Origin of the sequence: Citrobacter sp. XT1-2-2 (assembly GCF_023516235.1) — a bacterium.
Lineage (GTDB): Bacteria > Pseudomonadota > Gammaproteobacteria > Enterobacterales > Enterobacteriaceae > Citrobacter > Citrobacter werkmanii.
In genome coordinates this window covers 758,215-783,145 of the sequence record NZ_CP097324.1, presented here as the reverse complement: position 1 = coordinate 783,145, position 24,931 = coordinate 758,215, and the positions used below count along the sequence as shown (strand labels likewise).

The following is a 24,931-nucleotide window of genomic DNA, read 5'->3' as shown; positions in this document are numbered from 1 at the left end:
TTTTAGCCACACAAGACGGCGGCTCTGGCGGGATCAATGGCGACCAAACCGGACAACAGAGAGTCCATCTCTGGCGCCAGACGCGCTTTGTCACTTTCACTGCGGTTGGCTTTTAAACGCAGAAGTTTCAGCCGTCGCGCTTTGATTTCAAACAGCAGTTCAGGCTCCCATTGTTTGAGGGTGAGAGCGTGTGCTGTCGTATTCAATTCGCCAAGCAAATGCAGCGCGAGATCGTTGCGCCCACATTGTTCGGTCAGACGGGCCATCAACAACTGGCGTAACCAACGCTGTCGAGGTGAAATAATGCCGGGGCGAGTCTGAAGCCAGGCAAGCGCTGCTTCAATGCCTTCGCTATCCGCCAGCGCCAGCGCCTCGCTTTCAAGGAGCAGAATATCGTCATCCACCCCAGCGGTAGTCGCAGCGACTTTTTCCGTCCGCCAGTCGCTTTCCTGCAGCACGTCACGGGCTATCCACTCGCGGGTGACATCGTCAGCAAACGGAGTTCCATCGTTAAAAGCCAGTGTTTCCAGACCCGGCATCCGATGTAGTAGCATTTTCAGATCGCTGATGATAATCGTGGCATTTTTATCCCATGGCGAACCCGCCCTGGTTAGCGCCTGATGAAGGTACCACTGCACGTCCAGCCAGAAATGATTCACTCCCTCGACAAATAAGCTGTCAGTTAACTCAATCAGTTCAGTCCAGTTTTGCTGCAAATACAGACGTTTGAGCTGCGCGCGGTAATCACTCTTGGGCGGTACCAAGCGTGTACGTCCGGCGCCATCTGGCGGAGGAAGCTGGCTGACCGTATCGAGGCGCACGCTTTTCATCAAATGATGCGCCGCCAGCCAGCCTTCTGGCTGATCGCTTAAGTATTTTGCCAACACCCGTGCCTGTTCCAGCAGCTCACGGCCAGAAGCAATACTTTTGAGGACGGGGGTTTCTGCGCTGTGTCGGCTGGGTTGAGCGCTGATATTTTGCGGTACCAATGCCTGAGCGCCGCCAGACTGCGCCAGCCGATTTTCCAGCGCGCTATACAACGCCCCAAGCCCTGGACGAATACTCTCTTCTCGCTGACTAAACTGCTGCTCCAGCAGCATCAGCGCACCGGCGATCCGTTGCGTGTCAGGTCGTGAAACCTCGGGAAAACGCGCCAGACTATCCAGCATCCGCCCGCCTGCCAGCCATTCAAGGGCGGCCTTATGGCTGTTGGCTCTTAAGGGATGGAGAGAATCGCCATATTGCTGCATCAGGCCAGCCAGCAAAATCAGACCATCCGCCAGGCCGGACTCACCATCCTGATGCAAACGCGCCCATGTGTAGTAGGTGACAACACGGACATCTTTACTGGTATGGGTCAGAATTTTTTCCGCAAGCTCAATGATGAGATCCGTTTGCGCGCCAGACAGTTTATTCACCTCCTCTCGCATACGCTGAAAATCATCGTCATAGCCAGGATCTTCACCACCAGGGTTGGCTGCCGAAATGGGCAATAGCCAGTTTTGCCATAGCGCAGTCTGCGTTTGCGCCTGTTCCATGAGTTGCTGTTGTTCATCTGGCGAAGCCGTACTGGCAGCCAGTAGACGTTTCAGAGCGCTCATTCTTCTTCCTCTGAGGAAATCTTGCTGTTAACAACAAAAATTGCTTCTGGTAGTTCAAAGTCGCGGAGTTTGAGTAATGCGAGCGGACCTTCACCTGCTTCCGTTCGTAGGGTGTAGTTCAGCGGCAAACCATCCTGCGCTGTCCAGCGCAGGTTAAAACCGCTGTTCACGCCAGCGTTATCGGTTATCTCCGCTTTCTCAAGCAGTCGTATCCACCCCCAGGTACCGGGGTTATCTGAGTAGATTCGGGTTCCCGTATTGGTGCTCACCCAGCTTAGGGTTGCCCCTGACGCTTGCGTATCGGCAGGCCAGACAACGTTTTTCCACGCTGGCATCTGATTAACGTAGGTGAGTTTCTGCCCATCCAGTACGAGGTCGGTCTGCATTACATCCCGCGCCGTTCCAGGACGCAGCTCAAAACGCATCCCGGCTTCTCCACGAATAAATGCGACATCCGCAATTTGACTGAGCTGGTCCATCGCCTCGAGGAACGCCGGATTAAACACCAGTCCCTGAGCATTCACCGTGTCGGCAACCCAGTGACGTCCCTGTTTATGCAGCACACCGCTTAAATGGCTTTCGAGAAAATGCGGGATCCGACCATTATCGCTTCGCAGATATTGCGCCAGCAGCGGCAGAGAAGCCTCGCTGCCAACATCGCGAAACGGATATCGTCCGCCGAATGCGCTGTTCCAGTCATTCACAATCAGCGCCTTCCATTGCGCATTCAGGCCCGCCGCGGTCGGTTGCAATACCTGCTGCCATGACTGCTCCAGCGGCTGAACAAACATAGTTTGACCAAATCCACTCCATGCTTGCCCCAGACTGGCCGCCACCAGATTGCCATAGTCACGCGTGGTGGTGAGATCGATGGTTTTGCCCTGAAACACCGTTTGCGCCAGGGCCTGACTCATTCCCTGCGGATCGGCAGCGTTAGTAATCTGCTGGAGTTTCAGCCTGACCTGCGTTACCCGGGTCAGGTAGGTTTGCAGACTCAGGTGGCTGATATCCTGCCCGGCAGATTGTTCATCCATCAAGGCCAGGATTGGCGAGAAGGTACTCGCCATAGGGCCTTCTTCCCGTGCATGCTGGTCAATGGTTTGATTTTCTTTAGTGTTAAATAGCTCCTTTGCCGACTTCACCAATGAGTCCGACAGCGCTTCACCGGTTAACCCTGTGCGTCCCTGAACGACGAGCGTATTCATTAACGCAATCAGAGGAGACTGACGGATATCGGCAATCAGCGTGAGTTGATCGATAGCATCGCTTAGCGTCTGGGTGCGCTTCCAGCGAATACTGTTGAGAAAATCGAGCCAGTTGTCGGCAAAATCCGTGAAGTAACGCTCGCTAAGACGCGTCTTTAATGCCTGGGGAGAAAGAGGATCGCTTGCAGAATGCGTATCATCCCCCAGCACCTGATCCATTTCTTCCCGGCGGTTGTTTACAATTTTCTCTATGGCGGGCAAAACCTCCTCTTCCCAGGCTTTGCGGGTATACACGCCAGCAACCGAACTGCGGGTATAAAATACGTGCTCTGCCCGGGTATCGCCGGTCATGTCTTCCAGACGAAGATCGGTGTAATGCGGAGTTACCTGTTCAATGATTTTCTGATACAAGGCAGCTTCGCCATTGCGGATCCCCATCTGACGAATTAACAGCGTTCGCACCTGGCTAATAAGATTTTTATCGGCTGCTATTTTCCATTCAGGATGCGCCTGAAGGTGTTCTCCCCAGAATTGCCAGAGGCCAGGCCCAACGCCCTGCCATGATGCACGCGAAATACCCGCTCGCTCCGGCCAGTCTTGCATCAACGCCTGACTAAAAAATGACGCCTCCATCTGTTCAGGCCGGGAGAGCATCAGATACATTTTCAACTGGTTGTAGGCGATCTTTGCCTGGGCAGCAAACTGCGGGCTGTCTGGAGCCAGCCGGGTTAAAGCCGTTAATTCCTGAGTAAGATGTTGAGCGGCTTCATCACGCAGGAGCGGAATAGCGATACGCGTATAACGCGGCCATAGCGCATCCAGCAGAGCATCATTTTGACTTAAACCGAAGCGGTAGTACCACGGCACTCCATTCTGCTGACGCCAGCGAAGCATGCCTGGCGTTTGCTGAAGAGCGGAAAGCGCCGTAAGACGCTCGGCGAGCGGTTTATCCGGGCCGCCTGCCAGTCTCGCCTGATCCAGACTTTCGCCGATCAGATTGCGATTCGCCAGGAAAGACACCACCATTCCCGCCCCCCATAGCAGTATCAAACCGGCTGTACAGACTGCCAACACCCCCAAAGGGGTCGCAAGCCAGGTGGTATAACCGCTATCCTGCCGATTGCGGTTCAACACGCTTTCATCCAGTAACGCACATTGCGTGTAGAGCATGTGCTCAACGCTGTGTTCGCTGTACCCCATCTCACGCAATGCCTCACGCGCAGAATCAACCCATTGACAGGCCTGGCGATAAAAAGCTGCCCCATCATCGACTTCCGCCCCGCCACGTAACTGGCTGACAGCAAGCCAGGTTGGCCAAAACACCTGATCAATATCCTTATTCATTTATTTCAATCCCTTAAGACTGCGAAAAGCTCAAGTTGAATCTCTCCCAGCGTTCCCGGCACATAGAAAGCGCAATTACCGGCATCCAGCATGGCCTGGGCTGCTGGATGATTAATCTCAAGAGCAAAGTATTGATTTTCCAGTCGTAACGGGATGGCTGCGGGTACATGCGTTAGCGGTTTTAACGGAATACCGCTCAGTGCCACATTGACGACATCAGAGACATCTGCCCGGCTCCCTGCTTTACAGAGCTGTGGGAATTGCGTAAGGAGGACATGCGCAGGAAGATCCGAGCGAACGGAAAGGTAAAAATCAGCGCCTTCACGCAGTCGGGCATCCGACAAAGCGCCATACCAGAACTGTCGCTCTTGCGTCAGTTCAATAGCGACAACGCGAGATGGCAGGCTGGCTTCCAGCAGTTCCACCAAAAGTGCAAACAGCGGAGGGAATACCTGCTGCGGATTTGCGTGCTGGTATGGAGGTACAACGCTGACATCATGGTCTAATGAAAAAGTCAGCAGGCTGCCTGCTAACCGCGCCAGCTCACGCCACAAAAGTTCGGGGTGACGGCCTGGGTTTTGCAGCATTTCTTTCAGAACAGGCTCTGAGCTATTAAGCGCATTCAGCAGCCAAAACAACGAAACATCAGCTACCGCAAAATCCGCCATTCGTTCATTACTTTCTCGGCGCAAGGCCATCAGGCGGCGACAACGAGCCTGGATACGATGCACCAAATCACTAAGCGAATTGATTAATGAGGGGCTGGCTGAGAGTGAAAGCGCTGGGGGTAAAAAATCACGTCCCAGCTCCCATTGCCCCTGAGCATTACGAATAAGGCAAGCTACCGGACAAGTCAGGTAAGCGCTGTTATCGTCATGGCTATACCGGAGGGTGATAGCATGCCGCAGCACTGCCATATCAGTTCTTTCCTGACCTGAGAGATCCTGTACTGGCAGCCATTCCTGCTGCCAGCGACACGGACGGCTAACGCCGTTGCCTGATGAAAGATTGCCGCCATTAGCCGAAAGCAGCGGCAACGCCAGCACGATCTCAACACTGCTGTAACCAGTAAGATGCGATAAATCACACGCCGGAGGCAGGTTATCTGAAATACCTGTATCCACTAACGTGCCGTCAGGAAAGCGCACAACCAGATTAACGGGATTCAAACGGGAAACCGTTAGCGCACTTTCATCAAACTCCGCGCTGATGACACCCCACGGTGATGAAAGTGACATGTGAGCAACAACGTCAGCGACATAGGCATCCCAACGTGTCTGTTGCTGAAACTGCTGGGGAGCCAGAAAGGCCCCCTCGCTCCATAACGGACGATAGATCTTCATCGCACCTCCTGTGCGCTGCGTCGTTAAGATTTCGACTTAGGCATTTGTGAAACTAACGACAAGCTGACGTCCATACCTTCAACCTGGAAATGCGGAATGGCATACAGGCGTACACGGAAGAAACCGGGATTATCCTCAATATCCTCCACCACGACACGCCCATCACGCAGCGGGTGTGATGCCTGCAAATCATCGCCAGGATCGGTCATTTCGGTTACCAGACTGCGCAACCAATTATTAAGCTCAAGCTCAAGCAGGCGGCGATCTTTGGTCGTACCAATATTTTCTCGCTGCAGTATTTTCAGGTAATGTGCAATACGAGAAAGCAGGAAGATATACGGCAAACGAGAGTTAATCCGACTGTTAGCCGTCGCTTCCGGCGTATCATACTGCGCAGGTTTCTGAGCCGAGTTAGCGGAGAAGAAGCAGGCGTAATCACGATTCTTGTAATAAGAAAGCGGAATAAAACCAAGGTTGGCGAATTCAAACTCCCGGGTTTCCGGAATCATCACCTCAGATGGAATCTTCACCTGATTACCCGTACCCAGATCGTACAAATGGATAGGCAAGTCTTTAACTGCGCCGCCCGCCTGCGGCCCACGGATCTGGACGCACCAGCCATTCTTGATAAAACTTTTCACCATGTTCACAGCGAAAGAGAAAGATGCGCTGGTCCACAGATATTTTTCGTGATCCGGCCCCTTCACCTCTTCAACATAGTTAAAGCTACGTACCGGCACGGTATCAGGACCATACGGCAGACGACCCAATACACGCGGCATAGTCAGCCCGATGTAGCGTGAATCGTCGCTATCACGAAATGCTTTCCACTTGATGTATTCAGCACGTTCGAAATAATCATTGATGTCTTTTATGGCCGCGACTTCTTCCATATTTTCTTTCAGGAAAAATTTCGGCCCAACGGAACCGATAAACGGCATATGACAGGCTGCCGACACGCCAGAAATATTGCGCAGCAGTGCAATATCCTGCGGGCTGTTATCAAATTCGTACGCTGAAATCATTGCCGCAATGGGTTCGCCGCCAGGCTGATCATATTCTTCAATATAAACATGGCGGTATAACCCACTCTGGATAAGCTCCGGCGCATCGTCAAAATCATCACGTAACGCATCCTTGCTGATATCCATCATTTCTACCCGGACATTGCGACGAAAATCGATGCCGGTGATCATCGAATGTAAACCGCGCCAGAGCGATTCTTGCTTCTGAAACTCAGCATGATGCATAACTTCATTAACCTGATCGCTAATCTGCTTATCAAGACGAGCAATTTGTTCATCAAGCAGCGTTTTATCCAGGCGCTCTACTGGCTGTGCAGCGTCCGCCAGACATGAGACCAGAACCTGAATAGCGGCGGTCACGCGTTCAGCCGGAGCGGCATCAGAAAGCGCTTCATCGCTCTGCCACGCATCTACATTTTTTAATGCCGAAACAGGGGAAAGATTAATTTTGTCAAAGAGGGATTGATAAACGCTGCGTTCACTGGTCGTAGTGGCCGCGACTGAAGAGGTATGTTCCTGAACAGACATCAACATATTCCTTTTATGGTCCTTTACTATTCCTGCCAATTAAGCGGAGGAAACCCTGTATAGCGTTAAATCTCTTCTGGCATCATGGTTGCCAGTTCATTACGCAGTTCCTGACTCAGGGCTGGATCCTTTAGGATGGTTTCCAGCTCGCGGCGAAAAGCAGCGTTATCAAGTAAGTTAGATTTCAGGTCACGAAGTAAGTTACGCATAGCCAACAGAACGCGTAATTGTGGGATATTTCTGGCTACCTGCTCAGGCTCAAAATCGCGGATATTTTTAAAGGTAAGATTAATATCGTCATTTCTATCATCGCCAGCTAACGTATTTTTAACACTCAGATTAACTACTGGTGAGAACTTAGCTAACACATCATTGAAATTATTTTTATTAATATCAACCTTTTCGCGTTCCGATAGTGGTCGTTGTTCTCTACCATTACTGAAATCACCCACGGTTAAAAGTTTTAACGGCAATTCAACTTTTTTCTGAACGCCTCCGGTATGTAAATCTAACTTGATATTAACGCGTGCCGTTGGCACTTCATTCTGAAAACTGTCACCCATACGTCCCTCTCAGACCGGCGATTCCTGCCGATGTTTTGCGTTTCCTAACAGAGCATTTTCCAATCGCTCAACGAGTCTCATACAACGTCATTTTTGTGGGCAGCCAACAACGACTGTTAATGACAATTAATGATTATAATTAGTATAGCGACGTAATCCGATATATTATCCAAGTGAAAACATGATCAATATCACCAATCAACCAAATAACACATTATAATTATTTATTTAAAAAAGAGATCAAGAAGCTCTTTATCTAATACAAACCACAGGAATTAATTAATGTTAAATGCATTCACTGAATAAATGTATTCTTATTAAGAAACATTACCAAAATAAATAATTATCATTATAAATATATGCCACGGTGTTTATTAAAATATAATCAAAATCAATTTAACTATAAATAAAAAAAGCCGAAGATATACTCCGGCTTTTCGCACCTCATTTCTGGACATGAAGAAAGATTACGCTTCCTTCACCACAATCAGCGGCTCTATATCGCTCTCTTTTTTAATTACCAGCGACTCGTCGCCGCGCAGACAGGTTCCGCCGTAGTTACCGCCTACGGTGAAGGTACAAACCTGAATATATTTATCGGCAACCTTCGGCAGACACCAAAGCTGCTGATAAATGTTCTTCTGTTCAGCAAACTTACCGCTGGTTTTATCCAGGAGCTCTTCCTGGTGGCTCACCAGATCGATGTTGCTGCCACAACGTCCTGCAATAGGTTTCACTGCATAACCGGTTCGCGCCAGCTCTTCATTAACAGTGAAATCAGTATCAAGCAGATAGCGATGGTGCGGGAACAATTGCCACAGGATCGGCAGAATCGCTTTGTTGCCAGGGATCACCGTCCACAGAGGCTCGAAGACCAGCACTTCCGGGCGTAGTAGCACGTCTATCAAACGCACTTCCTGATTGGTATGCCCGGTACGGATGGGCACTGCGGCATACTCCGTTTCGCTGACCTCTCGCACCTGCTCTATCGCGGTTTCCCACGCCCAGGTTTTCCAGACGCAGTTCACCAGGCGACCATCACCGTCAATCAACTGACCGGCGTCATCCCAACGTAGCTCATCGAGGCCACGCAGAATTTTGCTGTCAAACCCGGCCTGACGCAGCGCCTGCTGCATAAACTGCGCGTGATAGTTTTCCTCAATATCCTTATCCTGCATGATGTGGACAAAAGGACGCGCGCGGCTGTGTTTCCAGGCGCCAGCCAGTTCGTTGATCAATCCTTCAGCCGGATTATGTCCCTGTCCTGTGTAGCCCCGCTCGGCCCATCTTTCGAGGATCAAACCGGCTTCGGTATGACAGGATGCGGAATCGGCGTTGTACTCATACACCTTCAGTCCGCGTTCATCCATACAGAAATCCATACGCCCGGTGATCATGTGATGCCGACGACGCTGCCAGGAAAGACGCAGACGCGGCCAGAGGATTTTCGGGATGTCGAAAAGCGCGAGCAGGTTGTCGTCTTTGAGCACTTTGTCGGTCGCGTGTAGATACATCAGGTGCAGTTCGTTGGTGGCTTTAATCAGCTCCTGCTCCGCGCTCTCGGTAATGGTGAAGTACTGATGCGGATCCTGATTAATGACGTGACCGTTCGCCAGCACGTAGGCTTTTTGCAGCGGATCCTGCTCATCCAGCCATTTACCGTCAAACTGGCCACTATTTTCCAGTCGCGCGCCGCTAATTTTCAGTGAGTCATTGGCGATCTCCGGCTGCGGCAGGCTGTCACGGGTATCATCGGTCTGGATCATCCAACCAAGAATGGTGGTGTCGTCAAAGGTATCACGCAGGGTATAACAACCGTTTTCAACCACCATTTCCAGTTCGCGGGTCCACTGCTGTCCGGGAGGCAGCGGCGTGTGGATCACGTTCTGTTCGGCAATGCGGATTTTGTTTTCCAGCAATTGGGTGACTACCGCCACATGGCCGGTGTCTTTAAATTCGCCGCCTTTCTGCCAGATAAGCAGAGCACCTGCAACCGGCGCACGGGGCGAACCATTCGGAAATGCCTGTAACGGCAGGATATTGTCATTCACCACTTCACGCAGGAAGCGTAAGGAGAAGATCTCCCATGCCATGCCCACATCGGTGAAAACCATGCCATAGTTCAGGAAGAGAAAACGGCGGGCAAACTCTACGCACTGCCATTTGTGGCCCATATATTCGTCGTCGATATAGCTGCGAAATGCCGCGTCATCGTCGTAGTCCCGTGGGTCGAGGGAGCTGTAATCTGAAGAGTAGATTGCTACGCCGCCTGGGGCGTAGCCCAATAATGTCCCGAATGGGGCATCCTGACTGGTCGTTCCTTTGCTCATGCACCTTACCTCAAAACAATACAGCCTGAGCAGGTTGGCGTGAATTTATCGCTCTGATTGCCTGCTCTGCGACACTAACCGGACAGAGGTCGACATCATCATACACCTCAACGCAGCGGCTGGCGCTCAGAGGCGAAAAATTCACAGCAGGAACTACGCTTTTTTCAGGGTGACCGGTACGCTTTTGTACGCCGGAGTCAAACTCTGTGTGTCTACCGCATCCAGCGAAAGCAGGACATTCGCTTCAGGCAGATAAGCGCCAACAGAGCCTGCCGCCATATTGTAAATCACCACCGTTAAACCGTGCATAACACGTTCCGCACAGGGCTGGCCGTTGTCGTCCAGCGCCTGAACGTTGACCACATCGCCCTGGCTCAAACCGCGAGCCGCCGCTTCTTCGGCGCTTAAAAACACCACATCACGCCGACCGGTAATGCCACGATAGCGATCGTTCATGCCATAGATAGTGGTGTTGTACTGATCGTGACTACGCAGCGTCGCCAGAACTAACGCATCGGCAGGTTGATTTTCCCGCTCCACCGCTTGCTGATGGCTGACGATAAAGTTGGCTTTGCCATTCGGCGTTCGCCATTCACGTCGCGAGGCGGGCGTATCCATGCGAAATCCGCCCGGCTCGGCAATACGTGCGTTATAATCACGGAACGCCGGGATCACGGCGGCAATGGCGTCACGGATCAACGCATAGTCTCCGATTAACGCTTCCCAGTTGATTGGTGAAAGAGGCAGCGTGGCGCGAGCGATACCAGCGACAATAGCAGGTTCCGATTTTAGCCAGCGGGAAGCCGGTTTCAGCGCGCCGCAGGAGGCGTGAACCATCGACATCGAGTCTTCGACGGTCACCGACTGGATCCCCGTCGCCTGAATGTCACGTTCCGTTCGCCCTAACGCGGGCAGCAGGTAGTTATGTTTTGCCAGCAGCAAATGCGATCTGTTCAGCTTGGTCGCAACATGGACCTGCAGATCCAGATTTTTCATCGCCGCAAAAGTACGCTGCGGCTGCGGCATCGCCACCGCCAGATTACCCCCCATGCAAATGAGCGCTTTTGCCTCTCCCCGTTCGATGGCCCGGATACTCTCCACGCTGGAGCGGCCATGCTTGCGCGGCACGCTGATAGCAAAATGCGCCTCAAGGCGTTGAAGGAACTCTTCGGACGCCGCTTCATTGATACCCACGGAACGATCGCCCTGCACGTTAGAATGGCCCCGCAACGGGCAGATCCCCGCGCCCGGTTTCCCCATATTGCCTTTCAGCAGCAGCAGGTTTACCAGTTGCTGAACGTTCCCAGTGCCGTTTTTATGCTGAGTAATCCCCAACCCGTAACAAATAATGGTGGCGCGGGATTTGTTATAGCTGTGTGCCAGATCCTCCATCTGACTGCGCGTCAGTCCGGAGTCCTGTTCCAGTTCTGCCCAGCTACACTGGCGTAAATCGTCATACAGCGCCGAATAACCCTCGGTATGCTGATGAATAAAAGCATGATCGAGGCAGGGCTGTCGATCCAGTAAGATCCTCGCTTCATCCATTTCGATCAGCGCTTTCATTATGCCTTTGAGCAGCGAGGCGTCACCGCCTATTTTAACCTGATAGTAATCGCTGCTTAGCTCCGTGGCCTGGCCGCCAAACATTTCTTTTGGGCTTTGCGGGAAGCTAAAGCGCTCAAGCCCCCTTTCGTTCAGCGGATTGATGGAGATAATTTTGGCTCCGCGTTTGGCAACCTCGCGTAAAGTGGTCAGCATGCGCGGATGGTTAGTGCCGGGGTTATGTCCGATACAAATGACCAGATCGCAGTGGTCAAAGTCGTCCAGTTCAACGGTCCCTTTCCCAAGGCCAATGGCCTGCGTTAATCCAGTGCTGGTAGGACCGTGGCACATGTTTGAGCAATCAGGGAAATTGTTGCTGCCATACTCGCGGGCAAACAGCTGATACAGAAATGCCGCCTCATTTGAGGTTCTGCCGGAGGTGTAAAACTCAACCTGTTCCGCTGAGTCATAGCTGCGCAGACGCTCACCGATCTCGTGGAAGGCGATATCCCAATCCACCGCCTGCCAGGTGTCTGACGCTGCATCGTATTTCATTGGATGCGTCAAACGACCAATGTTTTCCAGTTCATAATCGCTGTAGTGCCAGAGCGTGGAAACCGGATGACGGCTGAAAAATTCCGGGGACGCTTTCTTGCTGGTTGTCTCCCAGGAGACCGCCTTCACGCCATTTTCGCACAGCTCGATTGGCGCACGATGTCCAGGGTCCGGCCACGCACAACCCGGACAATCGAACCCTTTCACCTGGTTCATTTTGAACATTGCGATAATGTCGCGGGCGATAGCCTTTTGCGAAAATACCGAAGCAGTGACGGCTTTTACCGCGCCCCACCCACCCGCCGGGCCCTGATAATCGCTTACTCCTGGAACACCATTTTTCATTATTACTGCTTATTCACCGCCAATTTTTGATGGTGAATACGGTAGCAATTTCCGTCCAACATTGATTTCCTCTTCATGGAGTACGGCCCGGCTACAATGAACGGGTTAGATTTATCTTCCCCTTTCAGCACAAAGCGACATAAAGTCCCAATCTGTTAAATTGAGTTTTCCCTAACTGCTACACTGCATCAACACAACCACTCAGAAGGCAGGTCAACATGTCAGACAATACCTATCAGCCCGCGAAAGTCTGGACGTGGGAAAAATCGAACGGCGGCGCATTCGCCAATATCAACCGCCCGGTTTCCGGCGCCACCCATGAGAAAACGCTGCCGGTCGGCAAACATCCGCTGCAGCTCTATTCGCTGGGTACACCAAACGGGCAGAAAGTGACGATTATGCTGGAGGAACTGCTGGCGCAGGGCGTCAAGGGCGCGGAATACGATGCATGGATCATCCGTATTGGCGATGGCGATCAGTTTTCCAGCGGCTTTGTTGAGGTGAATCCGAACTCGAAGATCCCTGCGCTGCGCGATCACTCGCAAAATCCGCCGGTTCGCGTTTTCGAGTCTGGCGCAATCCTGCTCTATCTGGCGGAAAAATATGGTTACTTCCTGCCGCAGGATTTGGCTAAACGTACTGAAACGCTGAACTGGTTGTTCTGGCTACAGGGTGCGGCCCCCTTCCTCGGCGGTGGTTTTGGTCACTTCTATAACTATGCGCCGGTAAAAATTGAGTACGCTATTAATCGCTTCACAATGGAAGCCAAGCGCCTGCTCGACGTGCTGGATAAGCAATTAGCGCAGCATCAGTTTGTGGCCGGAGATGAATACACTATTGCCGATATGGCGGTCTGGCCGTGGTTTGGCAATGTGGTTCTGGGCAACGTGTACGACGCGGCAGAGTTCCTTGACGCAGGAAGCTACAAGCACGTGCAGCGCTGGGCAAAAGAGATTGCAGCGCGTCCGGCGGTTAAGCGTGGCCGTATTGTAAACCGTACCAACGGGCCGCTGAACGAACAGCTTCATGAACGCCATGACGCCAGCGACTTCGATACCAATACCGAAGATAAGCGCCAGGCTTAAAATGCCTGATGGCGACGCCGGGGCGTCGCCATCAGGCCTACAAAGATGTCATGCCGTAGGCCGGATAAGGCGTTTGCGCCGCCATCCGGCAAAAAATCACGCACTGGTGACGTCGTATTCCATACGGCGAAGTGCGTCTAACGTGGCTTTAGCTTCATCTTCATCAATGATGCTCATGGCGAACCCTACGTGCACCAGCACCCATTGCCCGACCAGCTCAGCTGTATCACCTTCACAAATCAGGGCAATATTGACATCACGTTTGATGCCGCACACTTCAACCTGCGCAAGCTGGTGAATATCTTCACCAACGGCCAGAACCTGACCAGGGACTCCAATACACATATCTGACTCCGCCCCATAGCAACCTATGGGTTATTCGACTTCAATACTTTTCACTTTCAGTGAATCGCCAGCATCAACCCGCAGACGATCGCCCTGACATAGTGGACACTGCGCATCATGCTGGGTGATTTCCACAACCTGACTGCAATCCCAGCACCACGCCTGGGCTGGTTTGTAATCAATATGCAGCTCACAACCCTGTGCCAGCGTCCCCTGACAGACGATGTCGAAACTGAAACGGACGGCACTCTCCTCAACGCAGGAGAGTGCGCCAATTTCCAGCCAAACGCCGGTTACGCGTTTGACACCGTGCTGCTCTGCCTGCTGTTGAACAATCTCAACCGCGCTCTGACAAAGGGACAGCTCATGCATTTTCGCAGTTCCGACGACCCAGCAGCAGCGCGCGGCGATTTAGCTGCGGTGCATTCGGATCGCTCACCGGCAGCGATAACAGCATGCGCGCGCAATCATCAGCCAGACGAACACCTTCTTGTGCCGACATGCTGTGCGAAAGCGGCGACATCAGCGAACAAGAGAGGTATTGCGATACGCCCTCCAGTTCACCCACGGTAAAGGTCATTTCGCCATACGGCAGACGCAACCCGATTTTTTCGCTGACTTTACGCACCGGCCAGATCTGGTCCGGTCCGGGGAAAATCAGTGCGCTGAGCATCCAGGGTGTGATAACACACCCCGTCCACTGACCTTCAAACAGCGTAAAATCAGAGACATACACCGGCATATTCGGATGCAGGAAGGAAAGATCGTGCATTGAACGCCGGGCAATCTCTTCAAACGCCGCCTGAATTTGCGTCTTCGGGGCCGTCTGAAAACCGACAAACTCCTCAGACATGAGCCGCCTCCCGAGGGATCGCTTCAACGCCTGATTCGCGAAGCGCGGCAAGAACCTGCTCAAGCGCAGGTTCAATCATGGCTTCAACCGTCGGCGTTAGCCCAATATGCGGTTCCAGCGATTCCGGAATAACACCGACTAACGTCAGCTTTTTCGGAAACTCGCCGGTGAAACGCAGGGCCGACAATACGTCGGCCAGGCCAAGCTGGTGCGGTGAGATTTTGTTCGTAAACAGCGCCGGAATCTCTTCATCCCGCAGGACCATCATCGTTCCCGGCGTGTTTTTCTTCGACACTATGGCGTCAGCAATGATCAGATGATCCCTGTTCGCCATATCGCCGAGAAGCTCCATCCCAGCCGTACCACCGTCCAGAACATCAACAAAGTCTGGCAGGATGTACCGTTGCTCTAACGCCTCAACGATACGCACCCCGATGGCTTCGTCGGTCAGCAAAATATTGCCGACCCCTAAGACTAATATCCGCATTACAGAACCTTAACTGAGACCACTTCGTTCCCGTCAACGTCCACCACATGCACCGCACATGACATACAAGGATCGAAGGAGTGAATGGTACGAACCACTTCCAGCGGTTTGTTTGGATCGGCGATTGGCGTGCCTACCAACGAGCGCTCATACGGTCCGACTTCATCGTTGAAGTTACGTGGGCCTGAGTTCCAGGTTGACGGAACAACCGCCTGGTAGTTGCTGATAATACCGTCTTTAATCACCATCCAGTGAGACAGCATACCGCGCGGCGCTTCGAGGAAACCAACGCCTTTAAATTCGCCCGTTGCCGGAATATCCGGTTTCACGAAGGTGGTGTGGTCGCCTTTACCAATGTTCACAATCAGCGCGTTGTACTGATCCTGCAGAACGTTCTGCAGTTCACAGCAGTGAACGGTACGGCCAATGATACGGCCCAGCGTTGAGTGCAGTTGCGACACTTCGATGGTTTTGCCGGTCAGCTTGGTGTAAATCGCGATGATTTCATTCAGCTTGGCATGGGTAGACTCGCGTTTGGCCGCCAGTTTACACAGCATGTTGGCCAGCGGACCCACTTCAACCGTTTTACCGTAGAAGGTCGGCGCTTTAACCCAGGAGTATTTGCCGTCATCAGACCAGCCGGTGTAATCCGGAACCGTTGTACCTTCCCACGGAGCTTGCGGCGCTTCGTCTTTGTACCACGCGTGTTTCGCACTCTCCTGAATCCCTTTGATCAGGTATTCATCGGAGTGAGAAGTGATCGGACGATAGGTCGACAGATCTTCATTGGTGATGTAACCACCCGGGAACAGGAAGCTGCCGTTTTTACCGTCAGTCGGGAATTCCGGCGCGCTCAGGTAGTTAACCGCACCCTGACCGCGTTCCAGCCACTCAGGGTAGAACGCAGCGATAACCGCGGTATCAACTTTGTAAACCTGCTCAACGAAGTCGCTCAGCTTATCGATGAAGGACTTGATGTACATCAGGCGCTCAAGGTTCAGCACGCCGAGGCCGTCGAGGTTAATTGGGTTAGCAACACCACCTACCGCCAGGTTCTGGATATGCGGCGTTTTACCGCCCAACAGCGCGACAACGCGGTTAGCATCACGCTGGCATTCCAGCGCCTGCAGATAGTGAGCAACCGCAATCAGGTTCACTTCCGGCGGCAACTGCATTGCCGGATGACCCCAGCAACCGTTGGCAAAAATGCCTAACTGACCGCTGGCGACAAGATCTTTGATCTTATTCTGAACCTTGGTGAACTCTTCCGTGCTGTTCAGGTGCCAGGAGGACACACCGTTCAGCATCGCGGACGCTTTCGCTGGATCGGCTTTCAGCGCCGAGGTGATGTCCACCCAGTCCAGCGCCGAGAGCTGATAGAAGTGAACAATGTGGTCATGCGTGGTGTGCGCGGCGAGAATGATGTTACGGATGTACTGTGCGTTCACCGGAACATCAATATTCAGCGCGCTTTCTGCTGCACGAACGGAAGAGATAGCGTGAGTGGTAGTACAAACGCCACAGATACGCTGAACAATCATCCAGGCATCGCGCGGATCGCGGTTTTTCACGATCTCTTCCATGCCGCGCCACATGGTACCGGAAGCCCATGCTTTAGATACCACGCCATTTTCAATTTCGCAGTCGATGCGTAAATGACCCTCAATACGGGTTACCGGATCAATAGTAATTCTCTGGCTCATGCTTTGCTCGCCTCATGACGATTTTGATCGTTTTGTTTTAAAGGAGGAAGTATCGGCAGTAGACGAATGAGTACGATGTATGCACAAATCTCAATAGCCACAAAACCAATAGAAATCAACAGTTCTTCCCAGGTTGGGAAGTAGTGGTAGCCACCACCAGGATTGAACGCCACCAGCGAATAGGACAGACGCCATGTTGCACAACCCAGCAATGCGCTCAGCGCGGACAGATACAGCATGCGTGAGTCATTACGCAGCTTAGTGACGCGCAGCACCACCAGCGGGAAGACCATCAGTACGACTTCAATCCAGAACATTACGGAGTAAAGATCGCCTGCAAACGCATAGGACAGTTTGTCGCGATAGATCAACTCGCCAAAGCGCAGAACCACGAAAATCGCCAGCAATATGCTGATGGTATTCGTCAGCTTGATGAACAAGCTTTTCTCGTCCGGACCGTTACCTTTCAGACCGGCTTGGACCAGTGAGCCTTCAAAGATGACGATCGAGAAACCCATAATAAAGGCGGTTAATACGGAGAAAAGCGGCAACATTTCATAAGCTTGCCATAGCGGATGCACCTTATAACCCGCAGAAATCATCAATGAACCCATTGAAGACTGGTGCATGGTTGGCAGCAGCGCGCCGAGAGCGATAATAAAGAACATCACTTTATTCAAACGCTTGAGAGAGACTTTCCACCCCAAACGTTCAAACAGAGCCGGAGCAAATTCCAGCGCCATGACGCCGATATAGATGGTCATACAGACCGCCGTTTCGAACAATACCGAGTTCACGTTGAAGTGACCTGGAATGTAGAAATACGGCAGGTTCCAGTAACGACCGACGTCAATGGTGATCGACAGACCACCCAGCGAGTAGCCAAACAGGCTTGCCAGCAGCGCCGGACGCACCAACGGATGGTATTGCCCTCTGTTGAAAACATACACCGCCCACGCCAGCGCCCAACCGCCACACGCGAAGCCAGTACCAATCAACAGGTCAAACGCGATCCATACACCCCATGGGAAACCGCCGTTCAGATCGGAGACTGAACCCAATCCGAAGACCAGACGTTTCACGATCAGGAGCATACACAGGACGATTAACGGCCCAAAAATAATGACCGGTTTGCTGATTATTTTTCCGCCCAGCGGTTTAGGATCATGACTCATGATCGTCTCCTCCGTCGTGATGGTCGTTTTTCGTGTTACGACGAACCAGCACGGTTAAGCCCGCCAGCGCAGCCAGGGGTAATATCATGCCCTTATACAGGGAATGTTGAACATGTTCAGAACGCGCACCGGTTGAAAGATCATCCAGTTTTGGCAGATCCAAATCCTCGTAAGGAACACCCGTCAGCACCATCACCTGCGTACCACCACCTTCCTTCTCACCGTACAGATGTGGGTAGTACTTCGGTACCGTATGCAGATAGGTATCGCCCGCTTTCACCGTCTGACGCGGATAGTGGTATTCGCTGCCAGGCTTCAGCGCGAGACGTTTTTTCGCCTCAGCCATCAGCTCTTCACGCGTACCAAAAATCACCGCCCCGGCAGGACACACTTCAACACAACCCGGTAAACCGCCTTTATCCAGACGCTCAACGCCTTTCTGGTTACACAGTTCACATTTGTGAAGCGCGCCAAACGGGTTGTTGTAGTCGTACTTAGGCACGTTGTACGGACAGGCGACCATGCAATAGCGGCAACCTGTGCAGACATCTTTGTCATAGTGGACGATGCCGGTTTTCGGATCTTTCTTCAGTGCGGAGACCGGGCAAACGGAGACGCAGTTCGGATCGACACAGTGCATGCACTGTTTCTTAATGTATGCGTAGCCATTTTCTTCCTGGTCTTTGTTAACGCCTGTTCCGCTACGCCACACCTGGATGATGTTATTGGTATACGGCGACAGCTTGTCGTTGTTTGACCAGGTCTGCTCGCCTTCCGGGTTACGCGCCGGAAAGTTGATGTCCTGACACTTGGTGACACAGGCCTGGCAGCCCACGCATAGCGTCGAGTCATAGAGCATCCCAAGAGAACCCGGGATCGGCGGACGGTTTTCTGCAGCCGCATGGCTGATGGACGGCGCAGCGCCCAACAGCAATGCCCCGCTGGAGGCTGCTTTAATAAAGTTACGTCTGTTCACGGTTATTCTCCCCGTGAGTCAGCGTTATCTTTCTTCTGCTGACGACCCAGTTCACGAACCGCCATCACGCTGACGCCGGCGACCAGCCCTACCACGCCACCAAGCAGCCCAATCGCGCCGGCAGAGACATTGCCACCTTCTTTCATGTTGACATCAGGTTTCTCGGAGCGCGGGGTTTGGTTTTCCACATGAGCAAGCTGGTGAATACCTTTATGGAAACCAACGCCTTCTTCGTTACAGCCGTAGCAAGGGTGACCGATAGCCACCGGCCACACGCCGCCAACATCACAGAATTGCAGCGTTGAGCAGTTGCCGTAGGTTTCGGGTCCTTTACAGCCCAGATGGTAGAGACACCAGCCTTCACGGTGGCCTTCATCGCCAAACTCTTTCGCAAAGCGGCCAGCATCGAAGTGCGGGCGACGCTCGCAATGTTCGTGAATCAAACGGCCATAGGCGAATGTTGGACGGTTTTTGGTATCCAGCTTCGGCGGCTTACCGTAAGTGATGATATGTGCGACCGTTGCCAGGAAGTTATGCGGGTTCGGCGGACAGCCGGGAATGTTGATGATGGTTTTGCCTGGCAGAACTTCCTGCAAGCCGACTGCACCCGTTGGGTTAACGCCAGCGGCAGCAACACCACCCCACGCGGCGCAAGAGCCAATGGCAATGATAGCGGCTGCGCCTTCAGCGGCCCGGCGGATATGATCCACGATCGGCTCACCGGCAACCATGCAGTAAATACCATTATCTTTCAGTGGGATAGAACCATCTACAACCAAAACATATTGCCCTTTGTACTTCTCCAGAGCGTTATGTTTATTCTCTTCAACCTGATGGCCGAAGGCGGCAGAGAGTACCTCGTGGTATTCCAGAGAGATTGTCTCCAGGACGAGGTTTTCCACTGTAGGGTGTGTCGCGCGAAGCAGCGATTCAGTACAACCCGTACACTCCTGAGCACCAATCCAGATAACCGGTGGGCGCTGAGGGCGGGAAACTGATTCGGCCATTTCTGCGGCGGCTTTGCTACTGAGCCCCATGGTGGCGGCCAGTGCTGCACAAAGCTTCATGAAATCGCGGCGATTGATGCCGCTCGAATTGATGAGAGAGTTATCTCCAGTCATTTTATAGTTATTCCGTTGCGAAGACCTGGCTTTTTATTTTGCACCATTCGCATGTTGCATATTGCGATCGGCGCGCCATTTACCACACTTTTTATATGGTTATGTGCGATATAATACTTCGACGGAGCAACAAAACGAAGGCGTAGGTCAATAGTGTAATTAATTAAAGCAAGATAATACCCCTTTCGGATCAAGCTTCGAGCCGATAGCCGGCCATGAAAAAGCGAATTGTTGTACTGGACTGGTTCTCTTTAAAGAAATCCATCACCATCTCCTTATCCAGTCCATAGCGACGCGTCAGGATGCCCGCTTCCCACGCGCTGAGCTGTCGATCGCCTGTTTTTTCAAACATTCGATGTGAAAACCCCAGTACAAAACCGCGTTTATAATCCGCGCAAAAATGCGCCACCGAGCGTGCGCTATCCGCATTTTCCGCGTTTAATCCGGCCATCAGGCCTTTACCAAAATGGTTGTCCATGCATAACCCCCAATCGCTATATAATAAATTATATAGCGATTTTTTAAGCAAAGACCAGAGGTATCAGGGACTTTTTTGTGCCAGCTTAAAACGACACCCAGTCATCCGTTTTAGCTGTTGCAGAGGTTTTGCGTTCTGCTGAAGGGGAAGCGGTCGCAGTGGCAGTGTATTGCACGTCGTTAGCTGATAGACGGAACTGTTGCACCGAACGTTGCAGATCTTCCGTTTGCCGTTCCAGCGCGACTGCCGCGGCGGAAACCTGTTCGACAAGCGCGGCGTTCTGTTGCGTAACGCTGTCCATCTGCGTGATCGCCACGCTTACCTGTGAGATGCCTTTGTTCTGTTCTTCCGAAGCAGAGGCGATTTGTTTCATGATGGTGGTGACTTCTGTCGCGCCGCGCAGAATCGCCTCCATCGTTAATCCGGTCTCTTTAACCAGACGAGCACCCTGATCGACACGACGCGACGATTCGCCGATCAGCGTCTCAATCTCTTTTGCCGCTCCGGCGCTACGGCTGGCAAGGTTACGCACCTCACCGGCAACCACGGCAAAACCGCGCCCCTGCTCGCCCGCTCTGGCCGCTTCAACCGCCGCGTTAAGCGCCAGAATATTGGTCTGGAAAGCAATGCTGTTAATCACAGAGGTAATTTCCGCGATCTGTTTAGAACTGGCGGCAATGCCGTCCATGGTCTCAACCACTTCTGAAACCAACGAGCTGCCTTTACCTGCCGTTTCTGTCGCCGTATCGGCCAGTTGGCTGGCCTCACGCGCATTTTCGGCGTTCAGTTTTACCGTTGCGGTCAGCTGCTCCATGCTGGCGGCGGTCTCTTCCAGCGCCGCAGCCTGCTCTTCAGTACGTGAGGAGAGGTCGTTATTACCGGTGGAAATTTCCGTCGCTCCTCGCCAGATATTGTCACTACCAGAACGAATGGTACTCACGGCTTCGCGCAGGCTGTCCTGCATCGCGCACAGTAACGGCACCAGTTGGCCCACGCAGTTACGGCCAAAATCTTCAATAGAATGGCTGAGATCGCCCTGCGCAATTTGTTGAAATTGTTGGCGAATACGTCCCAGAGGTTTCACCATCATGGCGACGAGGTAGCGGTCGGTAAAGAACAGGAGCGCAATACCGAGGATTACGGCGGTGATAATTAGCGTCCGGATGATAGACGTTTTGCCATCGACCATAACGCGGGTGGTATCGAGCCTTTCACCCGCAGTGGTGTTAAAACGCTCAGCACTGGCGCCAAATTCACGGCTCAAGGCTGGCGTAACGGTGCTGGCATGCTCCGCAAAGGCCGTGAGCGTGCCCTGCTGAGCCAGTTGCATTTGTGGGATAACGCCGTTATCCAGCAACGCCTGCCACTTGGTCAGCACCGCCGCGGCGACTTCCGGATCCATGGGGCCGGGAGACAATGTTTTCATCTCCTGGAGTTTTTTACTCATATTGTCCAGGGACTGTTGCGCTGGCGCAAAATCCGGCGTTCCGCCGCTCATTTTGACATCCATTGCGCGACTTAACCGCGTCACAAAACGAAAATACTGATCGTTACCCTGGCTGAGAACAGTCATCTGATGGACGAGATGACGGTCAATATCATTCCCTTCTGATATTTTTGATAAAGAATGAAGACTGAATAAACCCACGCCCGACCACAGCAGGCAAAAAAGTCCCAGTATTGCCAACATGACAATACGAATAGTGAAGTTTTTCAGCAAACCCATAATAATTTCCTTGCCGTTGATGAGGAATTCGCCATCAGGCGATACTTATCCTTGTTATCGGCAGGCGGTAGAGAAGATATAATGCGTTCTTTATTTTTTTACTTTCTTAAGTCCAGGCCATATCTCTCCAGATGATATCAACATGAATGCTAATGAAATTAGCTAGCATTATTATTCAGATAACTCACCTAAATTATTTAATAATGCTTTGTTTTTTATCGTAAATATTTATTAAACCCTGCAAGAGTGCGCTCCCAAGAGAAATCAGAGTCAGTATTATCATAATGAGAGGTCGGATCATTATGAAAGCCGTGATTAACGCAGGGAGATATATAGCCTTCACACGCGGGTCTCCTTCAATAACTCGCATAACGAATTCTGCCCAGTTTTTCATCCCAGTGTGACTTGTGAACGGAATATTCACCGAGAACCCGCTAGAATAGAAACGCTGTTTCGAAATTCACCTGCACTAAGGAGATCTCATGGCCTGGTTTGCCAATCCTGAACGTTACGAGCAGATGCTCTATCGCTACTGTGGACGCAGCGGTTTACGCTTACCCGCGCTGTCGCTGGGTTTGTGGCACAGTTTTGGGCACGTTCAGGCGCTGGAGTCACAGCGCGCCCTGCTGCGTAAAGCCTTTGATTTAGGCATCACCCATTTTGATTTGGCCAATAACTATGGGCCGCCTCCAGGCAGCGCAGAAGAGAATTTTGGCCGTTTACTGCGCGAGGATTTTGCACAATACCGAGATGAGTTGATCATCTCCACCAAGGCGGGCTACGACATGTGGCCAGGGCCGTACGGTTCTGGCGGTTCGCGTAAATACCTGCTTGCCAGCCTCGACCAGAGCCTGCAACGCATGGGTCTCGACTATGTCGATATCTTCTACTCGCACCGCGTGGACGAAAATACGCCAATGGAAGAGACCGCCTCAGCGCTGGCCCATGCGGTGCAAAGCGGTAAAGCACTGTATGTCGGCATTTCATCCTATTCCCCGGAACGAACGCAAAAGATGGCCGAACTGCTGCGGGAATGGAAAATTCCACTTCTTATCCACCAACCCTCTTACAACCTGCTTAATCGCTGGGTAGACAGCAGTGGCTTGCTGGATACGCTGGAAGCTAACGGCATGGGCTGCATTGCCTTTACGCCGCTGGCCCAGGGACTGCTGACAGGGAAATACCTCAACGGCATCCCGGAAGGTTCACGTATGCAGCGTGAAGGGAAAAAAGTCCGTGGGCTAACAGAAAATATGCTGACGGAAGAAAACCTTAGCAGCCTACGTTTGCTCAATGAGATGGCGCAACAGCGCGGACAGTCGATGGCGCAAATGGCTTTAAGCTGGCTGCTAAAAGACAACCGGGTCACTTCGGTATTAATTGGCGCCAGCCGACCGGAGCAACTGGAAGAAAACGTTGAGGCATTGGCTAATCTGACGTTCAGCGCCGAAGAACTGGCGCAGATCGATAAACACGTCGCTGATGGCGAGCTGAACCTGTGGCAAGCCTCATCTGACAAATAGCCGTTCGTCACTCCGTGCCGGGTAGCCATGTAGATCTACCCGGCCATGGTAACGCGCCATGACCTTATACTTCTTCTGCTTTGAGCTGTGGACGCTGGTATTCCGGCCACACCAGCGCGACGAGCGCAGGGTAAGCCTCCAGGCTGAACTCCCTGAAGCACTGACGTAAGTTGAGCACATCCAGATCGGCATGCGGGACCTTCTCCCCGCTGAGACAGCGTTTTTTTATATTGTCGTAATATTTATACACTGCAGAGTTAAGGTCGCTACAGCGCCGCTGCGCATCAAATAAGCCAGGCGTCTCATTCAGCTCCGCCATTGTCATCCGTTTGATCGTCGAGTGGATAAAATCGATATATTCGTGATTAACCCGCCAATACCATACCGGGGTAATCGAATTCATCAATACAGAAAAATGATCTTCACCCTCTTCTTTACTCAAGATTTCCGGCTGGTGTCCAGCGTTACCATTTTCTGCATAGCGGTTTTTATTTGCGCTGCGCATCAACAAAAGCACCCCGCAGGTAAGCAATAGCAGGGTAATAACAGAATAAAATATACTGTTCATATACTGGCTCCATTTTTTTTGATTTTAAAATTACGCCATGCTATTGTCAACGCAGCCTGACATATTAAAAACAATACAGTATTGGCATCAAAGGATATTTCAACATGCTTCCCGAGCATCTTGTTCCCGCGCATTATCATTTATCTCAAACATCGACTAATACCTTCCCCACAGAAAACAGTGAAAATTTGACTCAGGGAAAGAGAACATTAAGCGATTATGAAGCAGATATTTTGATCAGCGCTACAGCGACCGGCCAGGCGCGCAATATGTTGTTTGAAGAGAGCGACCGTCATTTAAAAGAGCGTTTGTTTTGCGCGGCAAAGATTGAGTCATTCACGCGCTTGCTCAATTCATTGCAAGCAGAAGGCGACATTAACGCACAAGAATTAAGTGAAATTTTGACCGAAAAAACAGCCATCATTAATGAGCAAGGCAATAAAATTTGGCTTAATTTAATTACCCGCGAATCCAGCGATCCTATTTTTTATTCTCTGGAAGAGAAATAAA

Annotated in this window: 20 protein-coding genes and 2 pseudogenes; 3 read left to right on the top strand and 19 right to left on the bottom strand. The window is 52.0% G+C overall.

The features are described from left to right. Positions 1–2: 2 nt before the first annotated feature. The 8 genes and pseudogenes from tssA to M4I31_RS03790 form a co-directional block, all read right to left on the bottom strand. Positions 3–1,601: a type VI secretion system protein TssA gene (gene tssA / locus M4I31_RS03825; protein WP_085048742.1), complete on the bottom strand. Its 1,599-nt coding sequence runs from the start codon at positions 1,599–1,601 to the stop codon at positions 3–5. Beyond that, a pseudogene (locus M4I31_RS03820) lies at positions 1,598–3,880 on the bottom strand (ImcF-related family protein); the annotation flags it as partial. The gene tssA and the pseudogene M4I31_RS03820, both read right to left, overlap by 4 nt. 15 nt (positions 3,881–3,895) lie before the next feature. After that, positions 3,896–4,150, bottom strand: a pseudogene (locus M4I31_RS03815) (DotU family type IV/VI secretion system protein); the annotation flags it as partial. A gap of 5 nt (positions 4,151–4,155) precedes the next feature. Next, on the bottom strand, positions 4,156–5,493 hold the full coding sequence (tssK, locus tag M4I31_RS03810) for a type VI secretion system baseplate subunit TssK (RefSeq protein ID WP_085048741.1): 1,338 nt from the start codon (positions 5,491–5,493) through the stop codon (positions 4,156–4,158). 23 nt (positions 5,494–5,516) lie between these two features. Beyond that, positions 5,517–7,046: a type VI secretion system contractile sheath large subunit gene (tssC, locus tag M4I31_RS03805; protein WP_069324335.1), complete on the bottom strand. Its 1,530-nt coding sequence runs from the start codon at positions 7,044–7,046 to the stop codon at positions 5,517–5,519. Positions 7,047–7,111: 65 nt separating this feature from the next. Then, entirely contained in the window at positions 7,112–7,609 is a 498-nt protein-coding gene (tssB, locus tag M4I31_RS03800; protein ID WP_085048740.1) for a type VI secretion system contractile sheath small subunit, read from the bottom strand. A gap of 467 nt (positions 7,610–8,076) precedes the next feature. After that, positions 8,077–9,939 (bottom strand): bifunctional glutathionylspermidine amidase/synthase, encoded by a 1,863-nt coding sequence (gene gss / locus M4I31_RS03795; RefSeq protein WP_085048739.1) that lies wholly within the window; start codon positions 9,937–9,939, stop codon positions 8,077–8,079. A gap of 153 nt (positions 9,940–10,092) precedes the next feature. Then, positions 10,093–12,381 (bottom strand): FdhF/YdeP family oxidoreductase, encoded by a 2,289-nt coding sequence (locus tag M4I31_RS03790; protein ID WP_085048738.1) that lies wholly within the window; start codon positions 12,379–12,381, stop codon positions 10,093–10,095. 218 nt (positions 12,382–12,599) lie between these two features. Here M4I31_RS03790 and yghU point away from each other — a divergent pair, with 218 nt between their 5' ends. Next, complete coding sequence (gene yghU / locus M4I31_RS03785; protein WP_003846344.1) at positions 12,600–13,466, top strand: glutathione-dependent disulfide-bond oxidoreductase; 867 nt, start codon at positions 12,600–12,602, stop codon at positions 13,464–13,466. Positions 13,467–13,562: 96 nt separating this feature from the next. Here yghU and hybG read toward each other — a convergent pair whose 3' ends face one another. From hybG to M4I31_RS03735, 10 genes are all read right to left on the bottom strand, one after another. Continuing rightward, a complete protein-coding gene (gene hybG, locus M4I31_RS03780; protein WP_003024459.1) occupies positions 13,563–13,811 on the bottom strand; it encodes a hydrogenase maturation factor HybG in 249 nt (82 codons plus the stop codon). Between the two features lie 30 nt (positions 13,812–13,841). Further along, complete coding sequence (gene hypA / locus M4I31_RS03775) at positions 13,842–14,183, bottom strand: hydrogenase maturation nickel metallochaperone HypA (protein WP_003828349.1); 342 nt, start codon at positions 14,181–14,183, stop codon at positions 13,842–13,844. After that, the gene (gene hybE, locus M4I31_RS03770; RefSeq protein WP_038633834.1) at positions 14,176–14,664 is read right to left on the bottom strand and encodes a hydrogenase-2 assembly chaperone; all 489 of its coding nucleotides are present in this window, start codon (positions 14,662–14,664) and stop codon (positions 14,176–14,178) included. The genes hypA and hybE overlap by 8 nt, the downstream gene beginning before the upstream one ends. Next, positions 14,657–15,151 carry a HyaD/HybD family hydrogenase maturation endopeptidase gene (locus M4I31_RS03765; RefSeq protein WP_032944999.1) on the bottom strand — a complete coding sequence of 165 codons (495 nt, stop codon included), beginning with the start codon at positions 15,149–15,151 and terminating at the stop codon, positions 14,657–14,659. Before M4I31_RS03765 ends, hybE begins: the two co-directional genes overlap by 8 nt. Further along, positions 15,151–16,854: a hydrogenase 2 large subunit gene (gene hybC, locus M4I31_RS03760; protein WP_038633838.1), complete on the bottom strand. Its 1,704-nt coding sequence runs from the start codon at positions 16,852–16,854 to the stop codon at positions 15,151–15,153. Before hybC ends, M4I31_RS03765 begins: the two co-directional genes overlap by 1 nt. After that, positions 16,851–18,029, bottom strand: a complete 1,179-nt coding sequence (gene hybB / locus M4I31_RS03755; protein ID WP_038633842.1) for a Ni/Fe-hydrogenase cytochrome b subunit — start codon at positions 18,027–18,029, stop codon at positions 16,851–16,853. Before hybB ends, hybC begins: the two co-directional genes overlap by 4 nt. Next, the gene (hybA, locus tag M4I31_RS03750; protein WP_003828357.1) at positions 18,019–19,005 is read right to left on the bottom strand and encodes a hydrogenase 2 operon protein HybA; all 987 of its coding nucleotides are present in this window, start codon (positions 19,003–19,005) and stop codon (positions 18,019–18,021) included. The genes hybB and hybA overlap by 11 nt, the downstream gene beginning before the upstream one ends. A gap of 2 nt (positions 19,006–19,007) precedes the next feature. Further along, complete coding sequence (gene hybO / locus M4I31_RS03745) at positions 19,008–20,126, bottom strand: hydrogenase 2 small subunit (RefSeq protein ID WP_003024486.1); 1,119 nt, start codon at positions 20,124–20,126, stop codon at positions 19,008–19,010. A 190-nt stretch (positions 20,127–20,316) separates the two neighbouring features. Continuing rightward, positions 20,317–20,604 carry a DUF2623 family protein gene (locus tag M4I31_RS03740; protein WP_038633845.1) on the bottom strand — a complete coding sequence of 96 codons (288 nt, stop codon included), beginning with the start codon at positions 20,602–20,604 and terminating at the stop codon, positions 20,317–20,319. Positions 20,605–20,689: 85 nt separating this feature from the next. Further along, complete coding sequence (locus M4I31_RS03735) at positions 20,690–22,330, bottom strand: methyl-accepting chemotaxis protein (protein ID WP_038633848.1); 1,641 nt, start codon at positions 22,328–22,330, stop codon at positions 20,690–20,692. Between the two features lie 482 nt (positions 22,331–22,812). On the opposite strand from M4I31_RS03735, the gene M4I31_RS03725 reads away from it, so the two are divergent. After that, entirely contained in the window at positions 22,813–23,853 is a 1,041-nt protein-coding gene (locus M4I31_RS03725) for an aldo/keto reductase (RefSeq protein ID WP_085048737.1), read from the top strand. 64 nt (positions 23,854–23,917) lie between these two features. On the opposite strand, the gene M4I31_RS03720 is transcribed toward M4I31_RS03725, so the two are convergent. Continuing rightward, positions 23,918–24,421, bottom strand: coding sequence for an ESA_00282 family adhesion-associated protein (locus M4I31_RS03720; protein WP_038633854.1), 504 nt, complete (start codon positions 24,419–24,421; stop codon positions 23,918–23,920). Between the two features lie 104 nt (positions 24,422–24,525). Between M4I31_RS03720 and M4I31_RS03715 the strand changes: the two genes are divergently transcribed. Continuing rightward, positions 24,526–24,930, top strand: a complete 405-nt coding sequence (locus M4I31_RS03715; RefSeq protein WP_085048736.1) for a hypothetical protein — start codon at positions 24,526–24,528, stop codon at positions 24,928–24,930. The last annotated feature ends 1 nt before the right edge of the window (position 24,931 follow it).